The sequence below is a fragment of the Photorhabdus heterorhabditis genome (assembly GCF_001280945.1).
GTDB lineage: Bacteria > Pseudomonadota > Gammaproteobacteria > Enterobacterales > Enterobacteriaceae > Photorhabdus > Photorhabdus heterorhabditis.
Genome location: NZ_LJCS01000011.1, coordinates 21031 through 39319, shown reverse-complemented (window position 1 = coordinate 39319; position 18289 = coordinate 21031). Strand labels below are relative to the sequence as shown.

Genomic DNA, 18289 nt, shown 5'->3' with positions numbered 1-18289 from the left:
CCGCACTGCAACTTGAAATCTATTGGGTATAGTAGTGATCTCACTGAAATTGTTGGCACAATTAGTAGATCACATAACGTTATGCCTGTTTCTCATTTTTTCTGGAGACCTCAGCACCTAAGTGTGGATTTTTATTAATTTTGCCTATTTTTTCTTGTTCTCATTAAGGAACTGTTCCATACGGTCTTTGGCATCTTCCTGTCCAATGTTATTGGGAAGGGATGAATAGAATGTTGAGAACTTATCGGCCACTTCTGGCCCGTAATGGGGATCTTCACTTAATGTTGTTTTGATGTTGCTGAGATTGGTTTGTTTCGCATTTTCATAAGGCTGCATACTATCAGCTGAAAAACCCATATTATCTTTCGTAGCATTAATCGTAGCATTAATTTTAGCAAGTTGGCCTATATTACCGGTCAACGACGTGGACATCGCATTGAGGTTTAAAGTATCCGCAGCTGAATTTGATGAGCCCGTGAACCGACCAATATGCCTCGCGCCATCTCCTATCATCCCGAGCCCCAGCTTCCCAAGTACGTTTTGAACACCATCGTCGACATAATATGTAACCCCTTTAGCGACACCGAGTGCGCTATTACCCGATATGTCATTTTGTCTGATTTGTTTTCCACCCTGATCATCAATTTCCGTCGGTACAGGTGTTCCAATAACATAGCTCTGCCTCAGGTAACTCCTGTCGCTATTATCACTGTGATTACTGCCATCCGGGTATGTAGCCTTGACTACATCGTCTACGCTGGCGTGACCATTATTATAACGTGAAGATTGCATGTGTATCCGTCTTAAATCATCATAACTTGCGTCAACGCCATATTTTCTGGCTTCCTGTCTTAACATCTCTACCTGCTCCTTGGAATCATGACCTGAATCAGCACTACCTGGGCCAGAACGTTCCATAACTCCAAGTGTGAATGCAGCCTGAGCAACCAAATTCTGCCCCTTCTCTTTATTACTCTTATTTGACTGATTCACCCGTTCAATATATGAATCAGCTGACTCGAAATTTCGGTCGGTGTTCATCTCATACTGAGCATTTTTTACTGCTCCGCTGAGAACTGCGGCAGGCTTAGCCCCGGTAACAGCATCCAGAAACACGTCTGTTTTACGCAGATTGTCGGTTACAGCCTGTTCTATCGCTGTAAGAGTTTCGGCGCCTCTCTTCGTAAATGGTTTACTTGTATCATCAATTTTTTGTATTGCGTTCTGTTCATCCTGAGACACCACTGCAGCTCTGTTTTGATTGGCCCTGCCGTTATATACTCCCCTTGCAATTTCATCATTAAGATCAGCCACTTTAATTCCTGCAACAGTGCCATCCGGATTTTTGTTTGCCGTCTTATCTTGTTGCCTCTGGTGCGCGTTAACATTCCCGGCCACCTGATTACCAGCAGCATTAATCTGATTTGCCGACATGACTCCAGATGTATCAGGTCTACCCAATTTACCTTGTTGTTCAACTACATAATTGCCCGCAGATTTGCCGCCTGTAATCGAATCCAGCTGATTGATAACAGGGTTAAGCTGTTGATTGTTAGCCCCAAACGTAGATGTGAGGCTTTTCAACAAGGCTGAAGTATCACGCATATCCTGCATGTTATGTTCCTGAGTTTCTTCAGCATCAAGCCTGATTTTTGCGTTACTTTCATCGCGCACGGCTGAAACGAGTGCGTCACGACGGTTGATACTCTCCCCCAAAGTATTGCTGTTTCGAAACATATCGAGATATGAATTATATTTACCTGTGAATGCATCTTCATTTAAACCATTTGCACGGGCAAAGGTACGTACAGAATCTTCATTCACGGTACCTTTAATGGAGTCACTAACTGCATCCAGGTTGACAGTTTGAGAAAATTGCATTCCATTTGAACTGCCTTGTTTACCATCAGTTGTAACCGTCGTTGATGCGCTACTCAATACTGACCGAGCGTCTTGTTGAACCTGGCTAAATGCGTCTTTTACCGAAGAATTTGTACCAAATGTGTCTGAACTCAAACTGGTTAAGCCTTTACGCAGCTCCTGTGCAGTTGCTAGGTCGGTCGATATCGCATCCTGATATGCGCCTTTCAAAACCTTATTCATCGATTCGGACACGTTATTGCTCTGAAGCGCCGAAGCTGTAACACTACCTTTCATACCTGCTGACGCATTAACAGGAGAACCACTAGACGTACCTATTCCAACAAAACCATCGGCTCCACCAGCCAGCAGGAACGATTGGGCTCTGGTTTTCCCTGCACTGAAATTCATACCAGTGGACTTAGCCAAACTGTTAGCCATCATAGAGGACAATTTGTCGGAAAGAGCAATTGTCTGCGCTAATTGCTGGGAATATTGGTCATTATGAGCACCGGTTTTTGCAAGCTCTGTTGCGTTGTTCAACGATCGACTAAAAGACTGCTGACTGGATCGCATCTTACTTAGCTGTGAAGCCGCACCATGCCCCATACTGTCAGAGATCTGGCTACCTACATTCCACTCACCAATACGTGGCAGATTCGAGTTGTTAAACCCTCCCTGATATAACCCCTGACCGGTTGAAACAGCTGATGTGTGACTTACATCACCGAAGCTTGTTTTTCCTGCATCAGGTGCAGTCCATACCTGTGGTGTCAGATGTGAGTTATTGATAGGCGCATCAGGGGTAATACCCTTCGTCGCAGACATCATCGGATGAATGCTCTGTGTCATCACGAACAACGTCAGAACAGGGATCAGTGCGTAAAGGGCCGACGCGACTGAAAGATACGAACTGTAAGTTTCAGCGACACCAGCGAGTCCACTCCATGTAACAGCGTTATTGCTGGCATTTAGTGTTGTCCAGGTATCCAAATCAGCTGTGACAACCTTTTTAACATATGCATTTACCATCACTGCGGTAATCGGCCACATATTCACAAAAACGACGAGTTGCAGATACTTGGCAGCAGCAGCTACACCATTACCACCCAGAGCAATTAGCATCAACAATGAGAATGGTGCCACCATATAAGCAAACATTTCCAGGAACGAGATAGCAGCACCTGAAAGATGTTGCCAGAGCTGCCCTTGCGATGCCATGTTATTCGTTCGCTTAATCGAAGCCTCAAAGAGCTGCATTTCAGTCGCCAGACCAAGAGCCGTCTGGTATTGCTGTGCACCTTTTTGAAGATTATTCAGGACAAAAAGGTTCGTCATTGCGTCATGGGCCTGAATCGCTTTGCCGTAAAGCCCGTTCGCTGCTTTCAACGTGCTGGTGAAGTCAGCATCACCACCATAGCCTGTAGCATCATCTGGACTCAGGATTCCGTTTACTTGTCCGATTGTGCGCATCAAGTTCTGGGACTCAGGCCGATCCTTGATAGCCAGCACATCTGCCCACACTTCCGAACATGGCTTCGAAATACTGCCATTAGTACCCACCAGCTGAGCTGAAGCATTCCGCATTCCGCTGCTGACAGCAGCGGTAATTTTAGACATTGAATCGCTGATATCAGTCGAAAAAATATCGTTGAAAATGTTTTCCTTACCAGCTATCGATGCTGTTGAGTTTTGTGTCGCTTTAAGGCAGTTAAGAGATACTGACTGTACGGTAAGGCATAAATTCAGATTACCAATTTTGGATGATGGTGATGGAAAAAGACTACAGTAACCCTGTGAGTCCCCCCCCCACTGGATAAACTTGACGAACTTAATCATTGGACCAAGCGTCAGATCGTCATTAAGTGTTGTCGACGCAAGATCAGGTGGTGCAAGCGGGTCAAATGCGGTCTTGTAATCCCGTAAAAGTCCCTGAGAAAGGTTCGTTGTAAGTGTAGCTGTAGCTGCTATCAGGATCGGCACATCATTTACAGCTCGTACTTCACCCGATTTTACAGACTCGATAGTGACATCTACCCGCATCACCGCAATTGAAAAAACGATAAGCCCTAGGATAAAGTTAAATACCGGAATCTCATTTTTAAGCGGATTCAGCAGCCATAAGTAACTTTTATAAAACAAATGAAGCCCAGCAAGCACTGCTGCCGTGGTCATGAATTCTCGGACACCGCGGTATTTGGAAAAAATCAGGGCAATACCGTTGAACGCAGACCAGACAAAATCAATGTCACCTAGGGTATAGATATTAAAGTCCATAGCCCTACGCCCCCCTATCCACGGTAACCGGCGTCGCGTTGTAACATAGATTTGATCCTCGCTTCATCCCAGTAACCGATTAAAGATTTAGAGGTCGAAGTTTGTCCCTGCGTTAATTCATAGGCAGCTTTTGTCTGCTCATTTAACTTATCCACCAGGCGCTTGATATCCTCATTTCTGGCTGATAATGCCTCATTTGAAACAGACATATTGGTAAGCTTGGAGGTCACTTGACGGAACATGTTTATAACGAGAGAAGTCGCGGCATATGTACTGATATCCTGAATATATCTATACCCCTCCGTAGCAGAAAGCGTGTTCAGGGTCGGGATGATGTTCGAAAGCCCGATCAGGTTAATCATCCTTGCCTCATCGTCACTTATTGGCTGGTTATTTAGCACCTTGGACTGGACATTGAGTAAGAGCTCTTCCATTGTTTGCTGAAGTCCTTTAAAGCTTCCATCCGTTGTTTCTGTCATAGTAAGGCACTGAGCTTTACGCTCAGTTTTCGGATCAGGTGCAGGGGCACACTTCAACATCTTGATTGCAGTGCCATTTGTTGGTCCGTAGATATAATCCGTTACGTTCATTGTTGGTGGACGGACCTCAGTACCTGATTTCTCACCTTTCATGTCCCAATTAACAATCACTGTACCAACAAGCGACATCAACTGTTCTGCCAGTCGATAACCAGATAATTCAGTGACACCCCCAATGTCTAGCGTACCGTTATCGATGCTCATGAACCCCATATACAGAATGTTTCCGCTGAACTTCTCAATAAATTCTTCTGGGTTTTTGGCTTTCGCCTGACTGGTCATTTTCGAAGGATTACTGGTCTGGGATGCACCGAAATCAGGAATAAGGCCATTAATGGAGTTGAGTACAGATGCCGGGCCACTTCCCACAGAATTTGAAAAAGATTCGGGAGTACCAACATTCTCGGTTAGAAATGAATAAGTTGCGTTACAGCTGTCCTTGGCGAACTTATTCAGTGCCTGAAGTTTGTTCTGGATATCATTAATGGTTGCTGCACAGTCGGCACAAATAGCTGAAATAGCGACATTAAAGGCATAAATAGCCGCACCTTGCGCAATACCTCGGGCCACCTGAACCAACTGATCGCCATTGATCATACTGAAGGACCCGAGGAAAACGTCGATACCGTTACAACCAACCGAAGCCTTTGGAAAAGACATTGAAACAAGGTTCGTATTCACGTTGACTTGACGATAGGAAAACGACCCTCCAACCGCGCCAACCCGCGTTGCAGTTGTAAAGCTTTGTGGATCAGTTTTTGCTAGCATCCCGTTAAAGATATTGCGCATCGCATTATCTGCGTTAGCATTAAGGCTTATTCCAAAAGTAAGAATAATAGCCTGGAAAAGTAACTTTAGCCGGGGTGCCGAACTTTGTTTACTGACCATAACCACCTCCAGAAATATTGCTACCCGTAATCAAGTGAATAGGATCAGCTGTCGGCATATCGTAGTCTTGGAGTTTCTCATCCATAACTTTCTGAAGCAGATATGGATCTTCATCAAAAGTCTTTTTATCGACGGTAAGCACACCACTGTCACCGATGGTATACTGACGTTTAATATCAAGGGTTAACTGGAACGTAGCATCATCAATGATGTTCATTCCACGAGCAGCGAGAAGAATCGTGTTTTTCAGCTCCTCGGCGGAAATCATACCTTCACTGATTCGTTGCGCAGATTTTCCGTCTTTAGAAACCAAATATATTGTTGGGACTTCTCGAATCTTAAATTGCTCAATAAGGGCAGCGTTGGGTACGCTGAAGTTCTGGAAAAGGCCGTTATGGAGAGGCATGCCATCCAAGCTAATTGGAAGAATATCTACTGAGTAATATTTTTCCATAAATGAAAGGATCTGGCTTTCTTCATGGCAGAACTGACAGGTACTCTGGAAAAAGAAAAATAGACCTGATCGTTCAAAGACCATTTTCATAACCTCTTGCTGGTTTTGTTCTACGACCACACGATGGAAATCCAAAGCTACTTTTTCTACCGGCTGACGGCGCTTTTCAGACATCATAGGGTTCTTTAAAAAGTACTCTTTTGATTTATCAGAAAAGCGGGTACTAATATCAAGCATCAGTCGTTGCGCCGTGTAATAGCGAGACAAGTTTTCCATGGTCGGATTATCCATCGCGCTTTTCAGTAAAGACGGCATATTTTCTTTAAGCCACTGAGAATTTAATTCTAGTTTTTGTGTCTCCGCAGGTGTCTCAGAAGGAGGCGGGGTTTGTTGCTGAGCTAATTCCGCCTCTGCCTTCTTTTTGGGATCGTCGTACCAGAAGAACCCTTTCTTAAAAGCCTGTCCTGAAATAAAAGGAGTGCCGTCAATTTTTTGCTGGTCGGTCTGAGCTGATACACCGTATGGCAACACAGTGCTTATCAGTAAAGTGATCGCAGGAAGACTGTTACGCATGTTCATACACTACTCCTGTATTGAGTATGAATATGATGACATAGAGCTCCCGACCTCCCCTGCATTTAAACTGGCTATTTCACAGGAAACCTGAAGCTCAAACTAGAACCGCAGCCAGCAGAAAGGCTCAAAAGAAGGTAAAAGGTTAACAGAACTCCTAAAAAGAGTGTAAATGTACCGATAGATAACCCAAAGCTAATAAATTAATGATGAAGTAAACGTGCAAATGCATTGCCGTTTATTAATCCCATACAACAACCAAGGAAAATATTAATTATGTTAAAGGATGAATAACATGAGACTTTTCAAGGTACAATAAATTTACCTTAAGTGAACTTTTTTCTTATACTTCGGTGTAATCCAGTTCGGAGGAAGAGTATCTCAACAGAGCTGAATTATAAGATGCAGCTCGGCAGCGAGGGCAATGGGTATCATTGGATAAAGGTACAACATAAGGTCTATTACATTTAATGCAACTGTCCAGATCATCAATATCCTTCAGATCAATCAGGACTTCAACAATCTTATTTAGATGAATCATGTACGTATCGTAACCGATAGCAGAAAGAAGTTGCATGAAGCTATTGAAATCCATCTTACGTATGGATACTTCGGAATTCAGAGGATCAAAACCATAATAATTTATAGCTACGTCAACAATTATTGTGGTTACACGTTTGTGCTCTGGTTTTTTTAACCAGCTACGAATCCCTCTTTTCGTCGTTCTAACGTTTTCATATTCAAGCTCTTCTGCAATATTCCTGCCATGAAGTATTCTTATAGTATGCTTACTGGCTCCTTGCTCCCTTGTTTCACTAGCCCGTAATAAAGCCGTAGCTTTATCAGTCGTGTACTTCATCGTAATCCCTCGCGAATAAATTGGAATTCAGGTGTGAAACAATATCCTGTCTGACATTAGTAAACTGAGTGTCATACCTGAGTAGTTCGATCAGTTCATTTTTAACATGGCCTCGCTTAACGTCTGCAAGAACTTCAAATGCCCATGCACTGGCCTTACGAGGTGATGCGGAACTCTCTCCAAAACTATCTGATTTAAAGTTTATTACCCGAGGGAATAATACAGCATTCTTTATGTGCTTCAGTGATGATGCACTCAATTCCTGAATATCCTGTACGATTTCCGGTTTTAAACCAAGATAAAGGCTTATAAATTCTGGAAACAGTCTGGCAACCGAGATCAATTCAATTATATAGTCAAACTGCGCATCAATTATACGCTCGCGAAAATTCAGTAGATGATGCGGACGATAAAGACCTTTCGTACCATTCACTAGGTCAACCTCCTCGCCGTCTTTATACAACGATGAGTGAAACTCCTCCGGATCGCCTTCAGGAAAATTATTTAGATCATATTGTAGAATTGCAGTGAAAAACTTTTCCCAACTCACTTCATTATTACGAAAACGAGGGATAAGTAAACTCCCAAGGCGTCCCCCTGCTTTATGAGCTGTATCAATAGCTATTTTATAGCCGGGTGTAAACAATCTGTGAGTTAAGAGCTGATTACCTGCAATATAACTTACTGAACCTACCATAGGTAGTCCGCTCAAAAGGCGATGATAAGCCCTGATTATTGTAATCTCGCCTTGAAATACGCGGTTGAGTGTCTGCTGTAACACCTGCTGCGAGTTGTTAAGCACAGCCTATCCTCCTCTGGATATAAATTGTCTCGCCTTTAATCATTCAGAGAGTTGCTTCTTATTTAACTTTGCAATGCCCTAAAAACGAATACTAAGTTCATCCAAGTAGTAAGAAAAAAGTTACTTTCGCGTGGGCTTAATCATGTAATACTTTTTTTATCCAGATGTTAGACATTCTTAAGAGCTATGAGCCATTTGAAACAATCCCTTTGTTTCACTTTTAACAAAAAGTGCCATACGAACAAAGTTACCTTGTCGCACTTATATGTAGAAAATGTTACAAGGCAAAGCATTCCTTGTCGCACTTTTATCCCAATAGTGTGATAAGGAACAAATTTTCTTACCACACTTTTCCAACATAAGTGCGATAAAAGAGATTTGTAGAAACCATATATGGACGTCCCATGTGATGCAAGAATTGAATTGATACAGTTTGCAACCATATATTCGGCATTATATTGGACTAATTTGCCCGCGCCATGATGTCATTCGCTCCCTGTTTCCTTATCACTACATAGGTATATCACTACCTTGGTCAAGACTAGGCTATTCAGGGACAGTAGCCGTTTTCTCATCAGTGTTTGCAAACCCGGTAAAGTGTCTGTTGTTTTAGGTCAGTGAATCCGGTTTATACAGGAAAAGATAACCGAACTTTACCGCCTGAGCTGTGTTGCCGTGGAACCAGACCGCACCAGGCGGACAGCCGTCGGCCATTCGAGAATTGTTCCGCATTGACTTCAGCAGCTGCACACCGGGAATGGTAAGCAGGTGTGGATTAAAAAATCAGGCGCACATGTAGTGAAAAATGCCCCCTTAAATGAACCACTCTTCAGAAGGCGTCATGTACAGTAATCGGAAAAGGGAGAATTATGAAAGAAATACTCATTGAGACACTTAAGACGAGCCGAAAAGAGACGCAGCGTGGAATTGACCGCCTCGTTGAGGAGGCTAACGCCATCTGTAATGAATACTGGAAAATCTTTCAGGCCAAAAATAAAAAGTTCTTACAAGAATCTCAAGGAAGTGGAGGTAAGAATAAAAATCTTGGTCGTTATGCACCAAAGGTTACGGTCGTCGGTGATGGAAAGAAACAAACCATCACTTGGAATGATTATGCTCCACGATTAAAAGGCGTACCGTGCCTACGAATGTCTCTGCGTGTAAGTACAACAAAAAGAGGGGCCTACTCTATTAGCTGCTTTCCAAAACATAAAGACTGGGAGTGGCTTTTAATAAAAGAATTCGAAGGCCGATTAAGCCCTCTACGTGAAACGCTGGAGTGCTTACACGCACACAACGTAACGCTGGCACGTAAAATCCGTAAATACAGTTAAACGCAGGAGTCTATATGTCCGAAGTTGAACAGATCGTTGAAGTTAAAACCCGTACACCGCGATTTCGCGATAGCAGCAAAGATCCAGGTATGATAAGCGTACAGCTTTTACCTGCCACTCTTGTATTTAATAATTATATTCACGCAGGTGACGACCAAATCCTTAAATCACTGACATCGAATAGCACCGCTATTTATAATCTGTTTCGCACGGTCACTACGAATAACGATGTTAATTCCCTGACCAAAATTCAAAACTGGTTCGATACCTTACTTGCCGAACGTAAGAATGTCGCGGACTCAGCCGAACGCGTCATTGAAAGCATTGATAAAAAACCAAAAGATGAATTTTTTCAAATTGCAAATTACACGCCACAATCCTATGTCCCAGTGACAATACTGTATAACCATTACAATACCGGACAACTAATTCAACACATATTCCGTATTAATAAAATCATTGAGCGGCTATATGTTCAGCATCTGTACGGCTTAATTGGAACGCTGGACTATCACAACGCGCATAGCCATTTATTAGCTGATCTCCGTGTCGGTATTGATGCAATCAGTCGCACCCTTAATGTGCGAAACAGAATTAAAGGCAAATATCAAGCTGAAGAATTTCTCACAAAAATTAAACAGTATAAAAGTATACAGCAATATATTGATGCTGAATTAAAGGCTTCTTAGTAGCAGGGGATCTATGAACTTAACATTCATCTCAAAGCTGCTAGCAGGTATCTTCGGGCGAAGGATCAATATCGATAACTTCTCTGAAGAAAACGAAGTCGCACATCCCACGCATATAAAAAGATTGACGACATTCGATATTCCTCACAAGCCAAACAAGGAAGTGCTGAAGTTCATAGAGTGCCCCTCCCGCCCTCGAGGGATATCTGTATTCAATGAACTGGCAATACTGTCTATTTATAGGGATAAGCTGCAACAGATTCAGATGAGATTGTCATTGCCAGATAATCTTAATGACCCGGATTCGTTTACATTTACTAATCTTGTGATCCGTCCAATGGTTGAACTCATTCGCTGGACCCACTTATTGCCAGCTTCTGAGAATCATCATCACAATGGCATTGGAGGACTTTTCTCTCATAGTCTGGATGTCGGTTTAATGGCTCTTATTAATGCCTATGAAACTGAACTTTCCCCAATAGGATATCAAGATGAAGAGGTCGACCGGAAAAAAAGATATTTATATGCAGCCTTCATTTGTGGCTTAGTCCATGATGTCGGAAAAGTTTTTGACGTTGACGTTATTAATATAAGTGATCAAAACAGAACAACATGGAATCCCTTATTACAAAGCCTTATGGACTGGGCGAAATATGAGAGTGTTGAGAACTATGAGGTATTATGGCGTAGCAGGGAAGCCAACCAACATGTTGTCCGCTCAGGTATTTTTCTTGAAAGGATACTCAACAGCACCTGTTTGAATTATCTTAGCTCTGTCAGCCGAGAGCAAATATATGATCGCATGTTGTTCACATTAATTAATTATAATCGAGCCAATGACTTTCTATCTAATTGTGTTCGCAAAGCTGATTACTTCTCAACAGGGACTGATCTCAACCTGATTCGCAACCCAATTCTCGGTATACGATCAACTGATGCAGCTACCCGTGCTTTAAGCGCGATTAGAGAAAACTTCCGCGAACTTGGCATTAATAATTACAACAACAATAAAGCGATGCATATCATACTTATTAGCGGTGAGGTTTATCTAAACGAAACAGCATTCATTGACTTTGCACTCAAAGAGTTTCAGAAGATTGATTTCAACTTTCCCTCAGGGAATATCGGTAGCACTGCATTGGTTGACGCACTGATTCGGCGTGGCTATGTGGAACCGTACAGCGAATCCAGAGTTGTTCATTTCTTCATGCCTGGTAATTTTCATGAAGGTGATATCAAGGACCTGTTTAAACAAGGTATTGCCAATACCCAATGGTACAATCTATTAAAGCTTAAATGGGTGGGTTTACTTTTCGACTCCTACATTATTCCAGATTCTGTACCAGGCATTTTCTCTGTTAATGAGAACAGAGATTTCTTACTGGTCGACGATTCCGGTAATCGGACTGAATTCCTGCGATCTATACCCAAACGTGAAGCAGTTATCAAAGTTAGCGAGACCGTCGATAAGCAAATTGCTGGTTCAAATAAAGACCCCGAAGATACACAAAGCCCTATTACAGTGCAAACCACTAGCAATATTGCCCCAGAGAACGATGACCCAACTCTTATTTCTGGCAATAGGGAACTGCTTAAAAAATTGGAGAAGTTGTTAACGTCCGGGAAATTACCAGATGGCGGGTTATATGTTGCTGACGGTATCCCTTATGTCTCAGTATCCTGTCTCAAGTCCCTGTTGCCAGACCTTGAAGAAAACATGCCTGCAAGCACTGAGCTATTTGATACAACGGACAGAGATGGCTCACTTGAGACAGAGTGGGTTGTACCAGACGAGAGTGGGAACCGACTGAGCGCCCTTGGTACCAAGTCCGCTGGCTATCAGCTAACTGCAACAGTGAATATCCAGGAAACAACTATTCAGTCACTATTGGACAGTCCGCTATATAACACGATCCCTGTCGAGTCCTCAGACGGAGATTACGCAAAAGATACTGTTATCAGGGAAAGTCTGCCTCTTCCTTATGAGCATTACTCAACTGAAATGCCTTCTCTCAAGATCTCAATCCCGGAGGGTATTCTTAATAATACCCCTCCAGTTGATGATGAATATTATCAGCATGCCCAAAATAACTTTGATACCGAACAGTACCATGCTGACTTCATGACCTTGTTTGGCCCGATAAATACATCACCCGTAACTTCTCCTGACAGAGCATCCCGGACTGAAGGCAGAAATAAGGACTCGTCTGGACCACATCCTGCTTTGCCTATTAAGTCAAAAACAAATAAGCCAGTTAAGAGTGAAAGTTACACAATTGAGTTGTTGACCGAAGTTAACACCGCAACTCCAGAGCATTATTCCACTATTGCTAATGCAATTAATACCATAAACGAGTTAATCGGCGCTCAAAATAAAGGAGCCAAGTTCCCTGATAATTACCTTTTCATCGTGGATGACCGTCTATTCATTGCCAAATCTCTTTTTCAAAAGTTGCAGTTCCCTAACTCCTTCAATAAGAATGAGTTTAACCAAACCTTGCAGCAACTATCGATATATACCTTATCCAAAGGCAATTACAAAGCCAAATGCTACGCTATCAACATCCATGATCTTTTGCAGGCTGGCGAAGCAAATAACATCAATCTATCACCTATTCTTGCTCAATTACGTTAGGGAACAAATATGGCACTGCCAAAACGTACAAATCTACATGCCCAGGAAAACCTGTACAGGCCGGTACTGGAATTTCGAAGTGCAGCTATTTTGTTGTTTGCCGGTACATACACCCTTTTCTACGGGTATAGCGCTGATGGCATGAACATAGCCCCCATTGTTCTATTCATCACTGGTCTGATATTTCTTCTAGCTATCTACCGGATAATTAGTGCTATCCCCTATTTTCGTGCCCACTGGCGGATTTTCCAGCGAGAATTTCAGTTCGTTGCACTGGAAGAGCTAAGAGATATTAATCACTGCGAATTGTTTTCTGATGAAAGAAAATACAGAGCACTTGAGGCAAAAGCTCAGGCAAAGAATAAAAACCTCCCGGGGCGTAAAACATACCTATGCGACGGATATGAATGGGGTCCGGAACACGCCGAACGCGCCTATCAGGTTAATAACCTGTCCAGTAACAAACAGGAAATAGCCCTTCCGTTTCCACTGAGGCCAATTACCCGTCATTTTGATGCACTGGCCCGTAAAATGGGTGGAAATAATGCCATTTTTGGTGTCGATACACGCCTACCACTCTTCGTAACTGAAGATAACTGGTTTGGGCATACATTGATCACCGGCAACGTTGGTACCGGAAAGACGGTTCTGCTTCGCTTGCTCAGCTCCAGCATGCTTCATCTTGGACACGTTGTGGTAGTCATTGACCCTAAAAACGATGCTGACTGGCAAAAAGGCTTGAAAAAAGAATGTGAGGATCTCGGGATTCCCTTCTATCACTTTCACCCAGGTCAGCCATCTCTATCAGTAGCAATCGATGTTTGCCATAACTATGTCAACGATACGGACCTGACAAGTCGTCTGATGAGTCTCATCTCAACTCCAGGTGAGTCTGATCCTTTTGTTCGATATGGAGAAGCTTTAGTATCCTCAATTATTATGGGTACGCGCCTGTCCGGGGAGAAGCCATCTATTCGGTCAATATACCGGAACATGAGTAGTCAAGCTGCTCTCGTAAATATTGCTATTAAGGCAATGGAAAGTGTCTATGCCAAAGTCTACGGGGCCGCGGAATGGATCAACAAAGTTAAATACGAGCCAACCGACAGCGTAGTTGACCGCTTTAAGTGTCTGAAAGAATGGTATGACATCCATTTCCTGAATTATCCAAATGAAGAAAGAATCTACGGCTTAACGACGCTAGAAGAATTGAATAAATACGCCACATGGGACCCTTCACACTTTGCGAAGATGACAGCGTCGATTATGCCTCTTTTTAAACGTCTGACTGAAAGTCCGCTTGATGACTTACTCTCTCCCTCGGAGACTGCTAAAAACAACATTAAGGTCATTAACAGTGAGGGGATGTTCAATTCCGGTGGAGTGTTATATATCTCGCTCGACGGCCTTTCAGACCCAGAATCAGCCCGTGCTATTTCTCAGCTGGTCACATCTGATCTGACAGCATGTGCTGGCCGCCGCTATAACGCAGTTGATGGCAATATGTCCAAACACTCGCGGATAAGTTTTTTTATCGACGAATCTCATTCTGCAATCAATACGTCCATGATTAACCTGCTTGCTCAAGGTCGTGCGGCAAAAATTGCTTTGTTTGTCTGTACCCAGACCATTTCTGACTTCATTGCCGCCGCTAATGTTGAAACAGCAAACAGGATCACCGGCCTTTGCAACAACTTTATCAGCCTTCGTGTCAATGACCTTCCTACGCAGACTCTTGTCATCGACAACTTTGGGAAAAGTGCAATTAACACAAATCAAGTGACCTATACGACCGGAACCGGGACGAACGTACCGCATAATAACTTCTCTGGTTCGATATCAGAAAGAAAGTCCACCAGCCTGGAAGAATCCATTCCTAAAGAGCTACTCGGACAGGTACCGAACTTACATATCGTTGCCCGACTTCAGGATGGAAGGAAGATAGTCGGCCAGATACCAATTTCTGTACCAGAAAGTGAAATGCTGCCAGATACAACATTAATGGAAATGCTGTTTAAGCCTGTCAGCAAAGTAACTTTGCGCCGAAACATTGACGTAAAAAAAGTAGAGACGCACAAACGGAGAGCCACCTGATGGATGACGTAATTACACTACAGAGCAAACAATTAAATAGTCATGTCCTGAACATCATAAAGAAATGCCTTTCAAAAATGAAGCAGCAGTTTCTTACTCTCGGGAGCAAATATGCCAGCGATCCTGAAACCTCTGCTCGTCTTACAAATCTCCAACAGAATGTTCATAAGGCGGTAATCAAGTTTGGTAATAAAGGTGATCTTGATTCACTCAACGACATAGCGGTACTGCTCTCCGAACTATTCATGCTTAAAGGGGTGACAAGTATTTCGGATTTGTATGGTGATAAGCAACACTACTACTGGTCTGTTGCGTGCGGACCAGTAACTGATTGGCTGAACAGTGTCTCTGACATCAACCCTGCTCAATTCAGGCTTAGCTTTGATGATCATGCTGACCGTGAGCAGTATGTAAAGTCCAACAGCGTTCTTTTGGGCTGGTATCTGCTGCCAAGTTTTATCGACCTTTCGAAATTTCTGCCAACATTCCTTACCATTCCTGAAGAAGTGGTGTACCGAAATATTCGCCGGATAAAGCATCCAAAACAGCAGGATACTGACTATGACCGAATTATCACTATTGAAGACTCGCCTTTCCTAACGGGTTTGAAGAACCGACTGCTCAAGACAATTGACAGCCTCCCGGACCCAGCAGGTCAGTACATTAGTATGTTCAACCGCATCGTTGCCAATGCCGTTTACCCATCTATTCGCATCACAGCTGCAAGACGGTGTGCACAAATATGCCAGCAGGTTATCCGGGAGTTCAGCGATTCGCTTCTAACTCTGCCAGTTTATAAAAACAGCTTTAACGACGCATACCGCTTATGGACACCATGGGATTTTAACTTTGTCGACTTTAGCCGTATTGCTTATAAGCAAACCACCAGCGTTTATCTCCCCGAGCCAGGACAGATTAAGTGGCTTAGTGATGACCACCAGCGAATGGTGTCTTACGCGTTGATCTCCCGCGTCATTCCGCAAAACTATCAGTGGAACCTGGGCGTACTGACAATGTGGAAAAATCATTACCGGACTCCAGAAGAACGTTTGGAGCTGGTGAACGAATGGAGACAATGAACTATGGACAAAAACAGCCAATGTTACATGGTGTTACGTGCGCTCGTTTTTATTGGACTCATTGGTTACCTTCTGTACAGCCTTTTTTTACAGGACTCCCAAGAGCTGCACCAGCAAATCCAGCAAGAAATAGCAGCTAGCAAAGCAATCATTCCATCTGACAGGTGGCAAACTGTTATTGAAAACACCGAAAATACATTCAAGGTTCTCGTCACCAAATACGGCATGATTGAACGGCTGAATTCGGTCTTAATCCCTACAAAAGATGCGAAGCCCAGCCGTGGCATTAATAACATAGCTGAAAAGGCTATGTCATTTAACTACAACGCTGCCAGAAATACCCCCCTGCTGGTTTTCCAATCTATCTATCGCTGGTTCCTCATGCTGGGGTGGTTCTGGGTGTTCTTACCCTTCCTGGCCGCACTGCTTCTTGACGGCATGTATCAATGGAAATTGAAGCGATATGTTTTCGGGAAAGTAACTGTGCAGTTTTACAGAATATGGTTTCGTGCATTTTGGCTCATTACGTTCCTGTCAATCACCTATCTGCTGCTACCCAATTTGTCATTGTTCAACAATATCGCGCAACTATTCCCTCCACTGGCTTTGCTGGTACTGGGAATTTCCCTTAACAGGCTCTGTGCCAATTACCAAAAACTTATGTAGGGTACATTAGATGTCAGAAAAACCAGAAAATCACTCAATCGACAAGCTCACACTATCATTCAATACTCAGGCAAATCGTTTTTATAAAATGTTACGTATCACCGCGACGTCCAAAGCAGTGATGACCACTCTGGCCATCGTCGCTGTCGGATTCTCACTCTATAACATCTACAATAAATATCAGGATGATGAAGGTAAAAGCCCACATATCGCTATTATTAAAATCACTGGTACGATGGGCACTGGAAGCGAAACAGGGGACGGTACAATCATCGCTAGCGCAATACGAAAAGCATACGACAATCCCAATGTTCGGGCAGTACTGATTGAAGCGGAGTCGGGTGGAGGTAACCCTTCTGATGCTATCTCCATCTATCGCCAGTTACATTCCATCCATACACCACAGGATGCTATACAGATTACTGAAAGTGGGAAATCCACCAGCTCAAACTCGCTGGATAAGCAGTATCAGTCCAACAGCACGATCCTCACTGAAGAGTCTGAATACCAGCAAGTCCGAGACAACGTTCTGGCAATTCTGAAAGATGGTAAAGGTACTTTTGCCAAAGAAGATCGGGAGAAATATAAACCGGTTGTCGTGAGCGTGAAGTCCCTATGTGCTTCGGCCTGCTATTACGCAGCAGCTGGGGCAGACGCTATCTATGCAGATGGTAACGCGCTTATCGGCAGTATTGGCGTTAGGATGGATCACTGGGATGTCTCGGAAGTAATGAAGACGGTTGGTGTAAAGAATGAACCTCTTATCGCAGGAGAGTTCAAAGACTCTCTCGATCCCTGGTACCCAATGACCCCGGAAACCAAGGAGTTTATGAAATCGCAACTGCTCGACAAAATGCATGAAACGTTTATCAGTGACGTAGAACTTGGCCGAAAGGGCAAAATCCTGAACCATTCAGACGCCCAACGTCTTGGTCTCTATTCCGGACGGATCTGGTTGACACCAGCTGCTATAGATTACGGGCTGATTGATGGAGAGGTGACAACAACTGAGCTGCGAGAGCGGCTTCAAAAGCTCTACGGTACCGATAAATTTAAAGAATACAACGAGCCCCGTAAGAATCTGCGTTCAGCATTAGGACTGTTTGTTAGCCTGGCTAAAGGAATGGAACAATTTACCAGTCTTGCAGAGCACTATCAGAGCGCATTACCGGTCACCACGACCCCAAAACTGAGGTAACCATGGTTCTACTATAGCCATGGGATTTATGTCATTTAAGAGAAGAACTACGTGGGGTTTACAGCAGACTGTCATAGATAATAAGCTGAGTTAATAACAGATCTGGAGCACTGAGTAAACGACATGGCAAAAGGATACCCTTGAGCTACGTGGTTGCGCTTGCTGTGATAAAGCGATATGACGTTGCGAAAGTTTCACTTGATGCTGCATTTGGAGTTCAGGAAACCATAATGACATTTCCAAATACACCTGAAGATCATGACAAACTGATGGTTATACTGGCTAGCTATCATATTGATTGAGTTGTATAGAATTAACAGGTAGTGATGAGATGCCCGCTGA

General features: G+C 43.3%; 13 protein-coding genes and 1 pseudogene. 8 read left to right on the top strand and 6 right to left on the bottom strand.

The features are described 5' to 3' along the window. Positions 1 to 144 precede the first annotated feature (144 nt). The 6 genes and pseudogenes from AM629_RS06355 to AM629_RS21940 form a co-directional block, all read right to left on the bottom strand. Positions 145 to 4137 carry a conjugal transfer protein TraG N-terminal domain-containing protein gene (locus AM629_RS06355; protein WP_054477226.1) on the bottom strand — a complete coding sequence of 1331 codons (3993 nt, stop codon included), beginning with the start codon at positions 4135 to 4137 and terminating at the stop codon, positions 145 to 147. A 14-nt stretch (positions 4138 to 4151) separates the two neighbouring features. Further along, positions 4152 to 5564 carry a conjugal transfer protein TraH gene (locus tag AM629_RS06350; RefSeq protein ID WP_083451883.1) on the bottom strand — a complete coding sequence of 471 codons (1413 nt, stop codon included), beginning with the start codon at positions 5562 to 5564 and terminating at the stop codon, positions 4152 to 4154. Beyond that, positions 5554 to 6597, bottom strand: coding sequence for a conjugal transfer protein TraF (traF, locus tag AM629_RS06345; RefSeq protein WP_054477224.1), 1044 nt, complete (start codon positions 6595 to 6597; stop codon positions 5554 to 5556). The genes AM629_RS06350 and traF overlap by 11 nt, the downstream gene beginning before the upstream one ends. Positions 6598 to 6934: 337 nt before the next feature. Next, positions 6935 to 7450 carry a hypothetical protein gene (locus AM629_RS06340; RefSeq protein ID WP_054477221.1) on the bottom strand — a complete coding sequence of 172 codons (516 nt, stop codon included), beginning with the start codon at positions 7448 to 7450 and terminating at the stop codon, positions 6935 to 6937. Further along, on the bottom strand, positions 7434 to 8252 hold the full coding sequence (locus tag AM629_RS06335) for a hypothetical protein (RefSeq protein WP_054477219.1): 819 nt from the start codon (positions 8250 to 8252) through the stop codon (positions 7434 to 7436). Before AM629_RS06335 ends, AM629_RS06340 begins: the two co-directional genes overlap by 17 nt. A 643-nt stretch (positions 8253 to 8895) precedes the next feature. Then, positions 8896 to 8982, bottom strand: a pseudogene (locus AM629_RS21940) (transposase); the annotation flags it as partial. A gap of 139 nt (positions 8983 to 9121) precedes the next feature. On the opposite strand from AM629_RS21940, the gene mobI reads away from it, so the two are divergent. From mobI to AM629_RS23905, 8 genes are all read left to right on the top strand, one after another. Then, complete coding sequence (gene mobI, locus AM629_RS06330; protein WP_054477217.1) at positions 9122 to 9586, top strand: conjugative transfer protein MobI(A/C); 465 nt, start codon at positions 9122 to 9124, stop codon at positions 9584 to 9586. A gap of 14 nt (positions 9587 to 9600) precedes the next feature. Beyond that, on the top strand, positions 9601 to 10275 hold the full coding sequence (locus tag AM629_RS06325) for a hypothetical protein (protein ID WP_054477216.1): 675 nt from the start codon (positions 9601 to 9603) through the stop codon (positions 10273 to 10275). Positions 10276 to 10288: 13 nt separating this feature from the next. Continuing rightward, positions 10289 to 12910 (top strand): MobH family relaxase, encoded by a 2622-nt coding sequence (mobH, locus tag AM629_RS06320; RefSeq protein WP_054477214.1) that lies wholly within the window; start codon positions 10289 to 10291, stop codon positions 12908 to 12910. Positions 12911 to 12919: 9 nt separating this feature from the next. Next, positions 12920 to 15004, top strand: a complete 2085-nt coding sequence (gene traD, locus AM629_RS06315) for a conjugative transfer system coupling protein TraD (protein ID WP_054477207.1) — start codon at positions 12920 to 12922, stop codon at positions 15002 to 15004. Beyond that, complete coding sequence (locus AM629_RS06310) at positions 15004 to 16083, top strand: hypothetical protein (RefSeq protein ID WP_054477205.1); 1080 nt, start codon at positions 15004 to 15006, stop codon at positions 16081 to 16083. The genes traD and AM629_RS06310 overlap by 1 nt, the downstream gene beginning before the upstream one ends. Before the next feature lie 3 nt (positions 16084 to 16086). After that, positions 16087 to 16749 carry an IncC plasmid conjugative DNA transfer DtrJ family protein gene (locus AM629_RS06305; protein WP_054477204.1) on the top strand — a complete coding sequence of 221 codons (663 nt, stop codon included), beginning with the start codon at positions 16087 to 16089 and terminating at the stop codon, positions 16747 to 16749. A gap of 10 nt (positions 16750 to 16759) precedes the next feature. Next, positions 16760 to 17947, top strand: a complete 1188-nt coding sequence (locus AM629_RS06300) for a S49 family peptidase (protein ID WP_054477202.1) — start codon at positions 16760 to 16762, stop codon at positions 17945 to 17947. Positions 17948 to 18087: 140 nt separating this feature from the next. Then, entirely contained in the window at positions 18088 to 18249 is a 162-nt protein-coding gene (locus AM629_RS23905) for a hypothetical protein (protein WP_161804214.1), read from the top strand. The last annotated feature ends 40 nt before the right edge of the window (positions 18250 to 18289 follow it).

Excerpts from the sequence above, each read along its gene's own strand:
- AM629_RS06355 (WP_054477226.1), bottom strand. The coding sequence starts at position 4,137 with ATGGACTTTAATATCTATACCCTAGGTGACATTGATTTTGTCTGGTCT.
- AM629_RS06350 (WP_083451883.1), bottom strand. The coding sequence starts at position 5,564 with ATGGTCAGTAAACAAAGTTCGGCACCCCGGCTAAAGTTACTTTTCCAG.
- traF (WP_054477224.1), bottom strand. The coding sequence starts at position 6,597 with ATGAACATGCGTAACAGTCTTCCTGCGATCACTTTACTGATAAGCACT.
- AM629_RS06340 (WP_054477221.1), bottom strand. The coding sequence starts at position 7,450 with ATGAAGTACACGACTGATAAAGCTACGGCTTTATTACGGGCTAGTGAA.
- mobI (WP_054477217.1), top strand. The coding sequence starts at position 9,122 with ATGAAAGAAATACTCATTGAGACACTTAAGACGAGCCGAAAAGAGACG.
- AM629_RS06325 (WP_054477216.1), top strand. The coding sequence starts at position 9,601 with ATGTCCGAAGTTGAACAGATCGTTGAAGTTAAAACCCGTACACCGCGA.
- mobH (WP_054477214.1), top strand. The coding sequence starts at position 10,289 with ATGAACTTAACATTCATCTCAAAGCTGCTAGCAGGTATCTTCGGGCGA.
- traD (WP_054477207.1), top strand. The coding sequence starts at position 12,920 with ATGGCACTGCCAAAACGTACAAATCTACATGCCCAGGAAAACCTGTAC.
- AM629_RS06310 (WP_054477205.1), top strand. The coding sequence starts at position 15,004 with ATGGATGACGTAATTACACTACAGAGCAAACAATTAAATAGTCATGTC.
- AM629_RS06305 (WP_054477204.1), top strand. The coding sequence starts at position 16,087 with ATGGACAAAAACAGCCAATGTTACATGGTGTTACGTGCGCTCGTTTTT.
- AM629_RS06300 (WP_054477202.1), top strand. The coding sequence starts at position 16,760 with ATGTCAGAAAAACCAGAAAATCACTCAATCGACAAGCTCACACTATCA.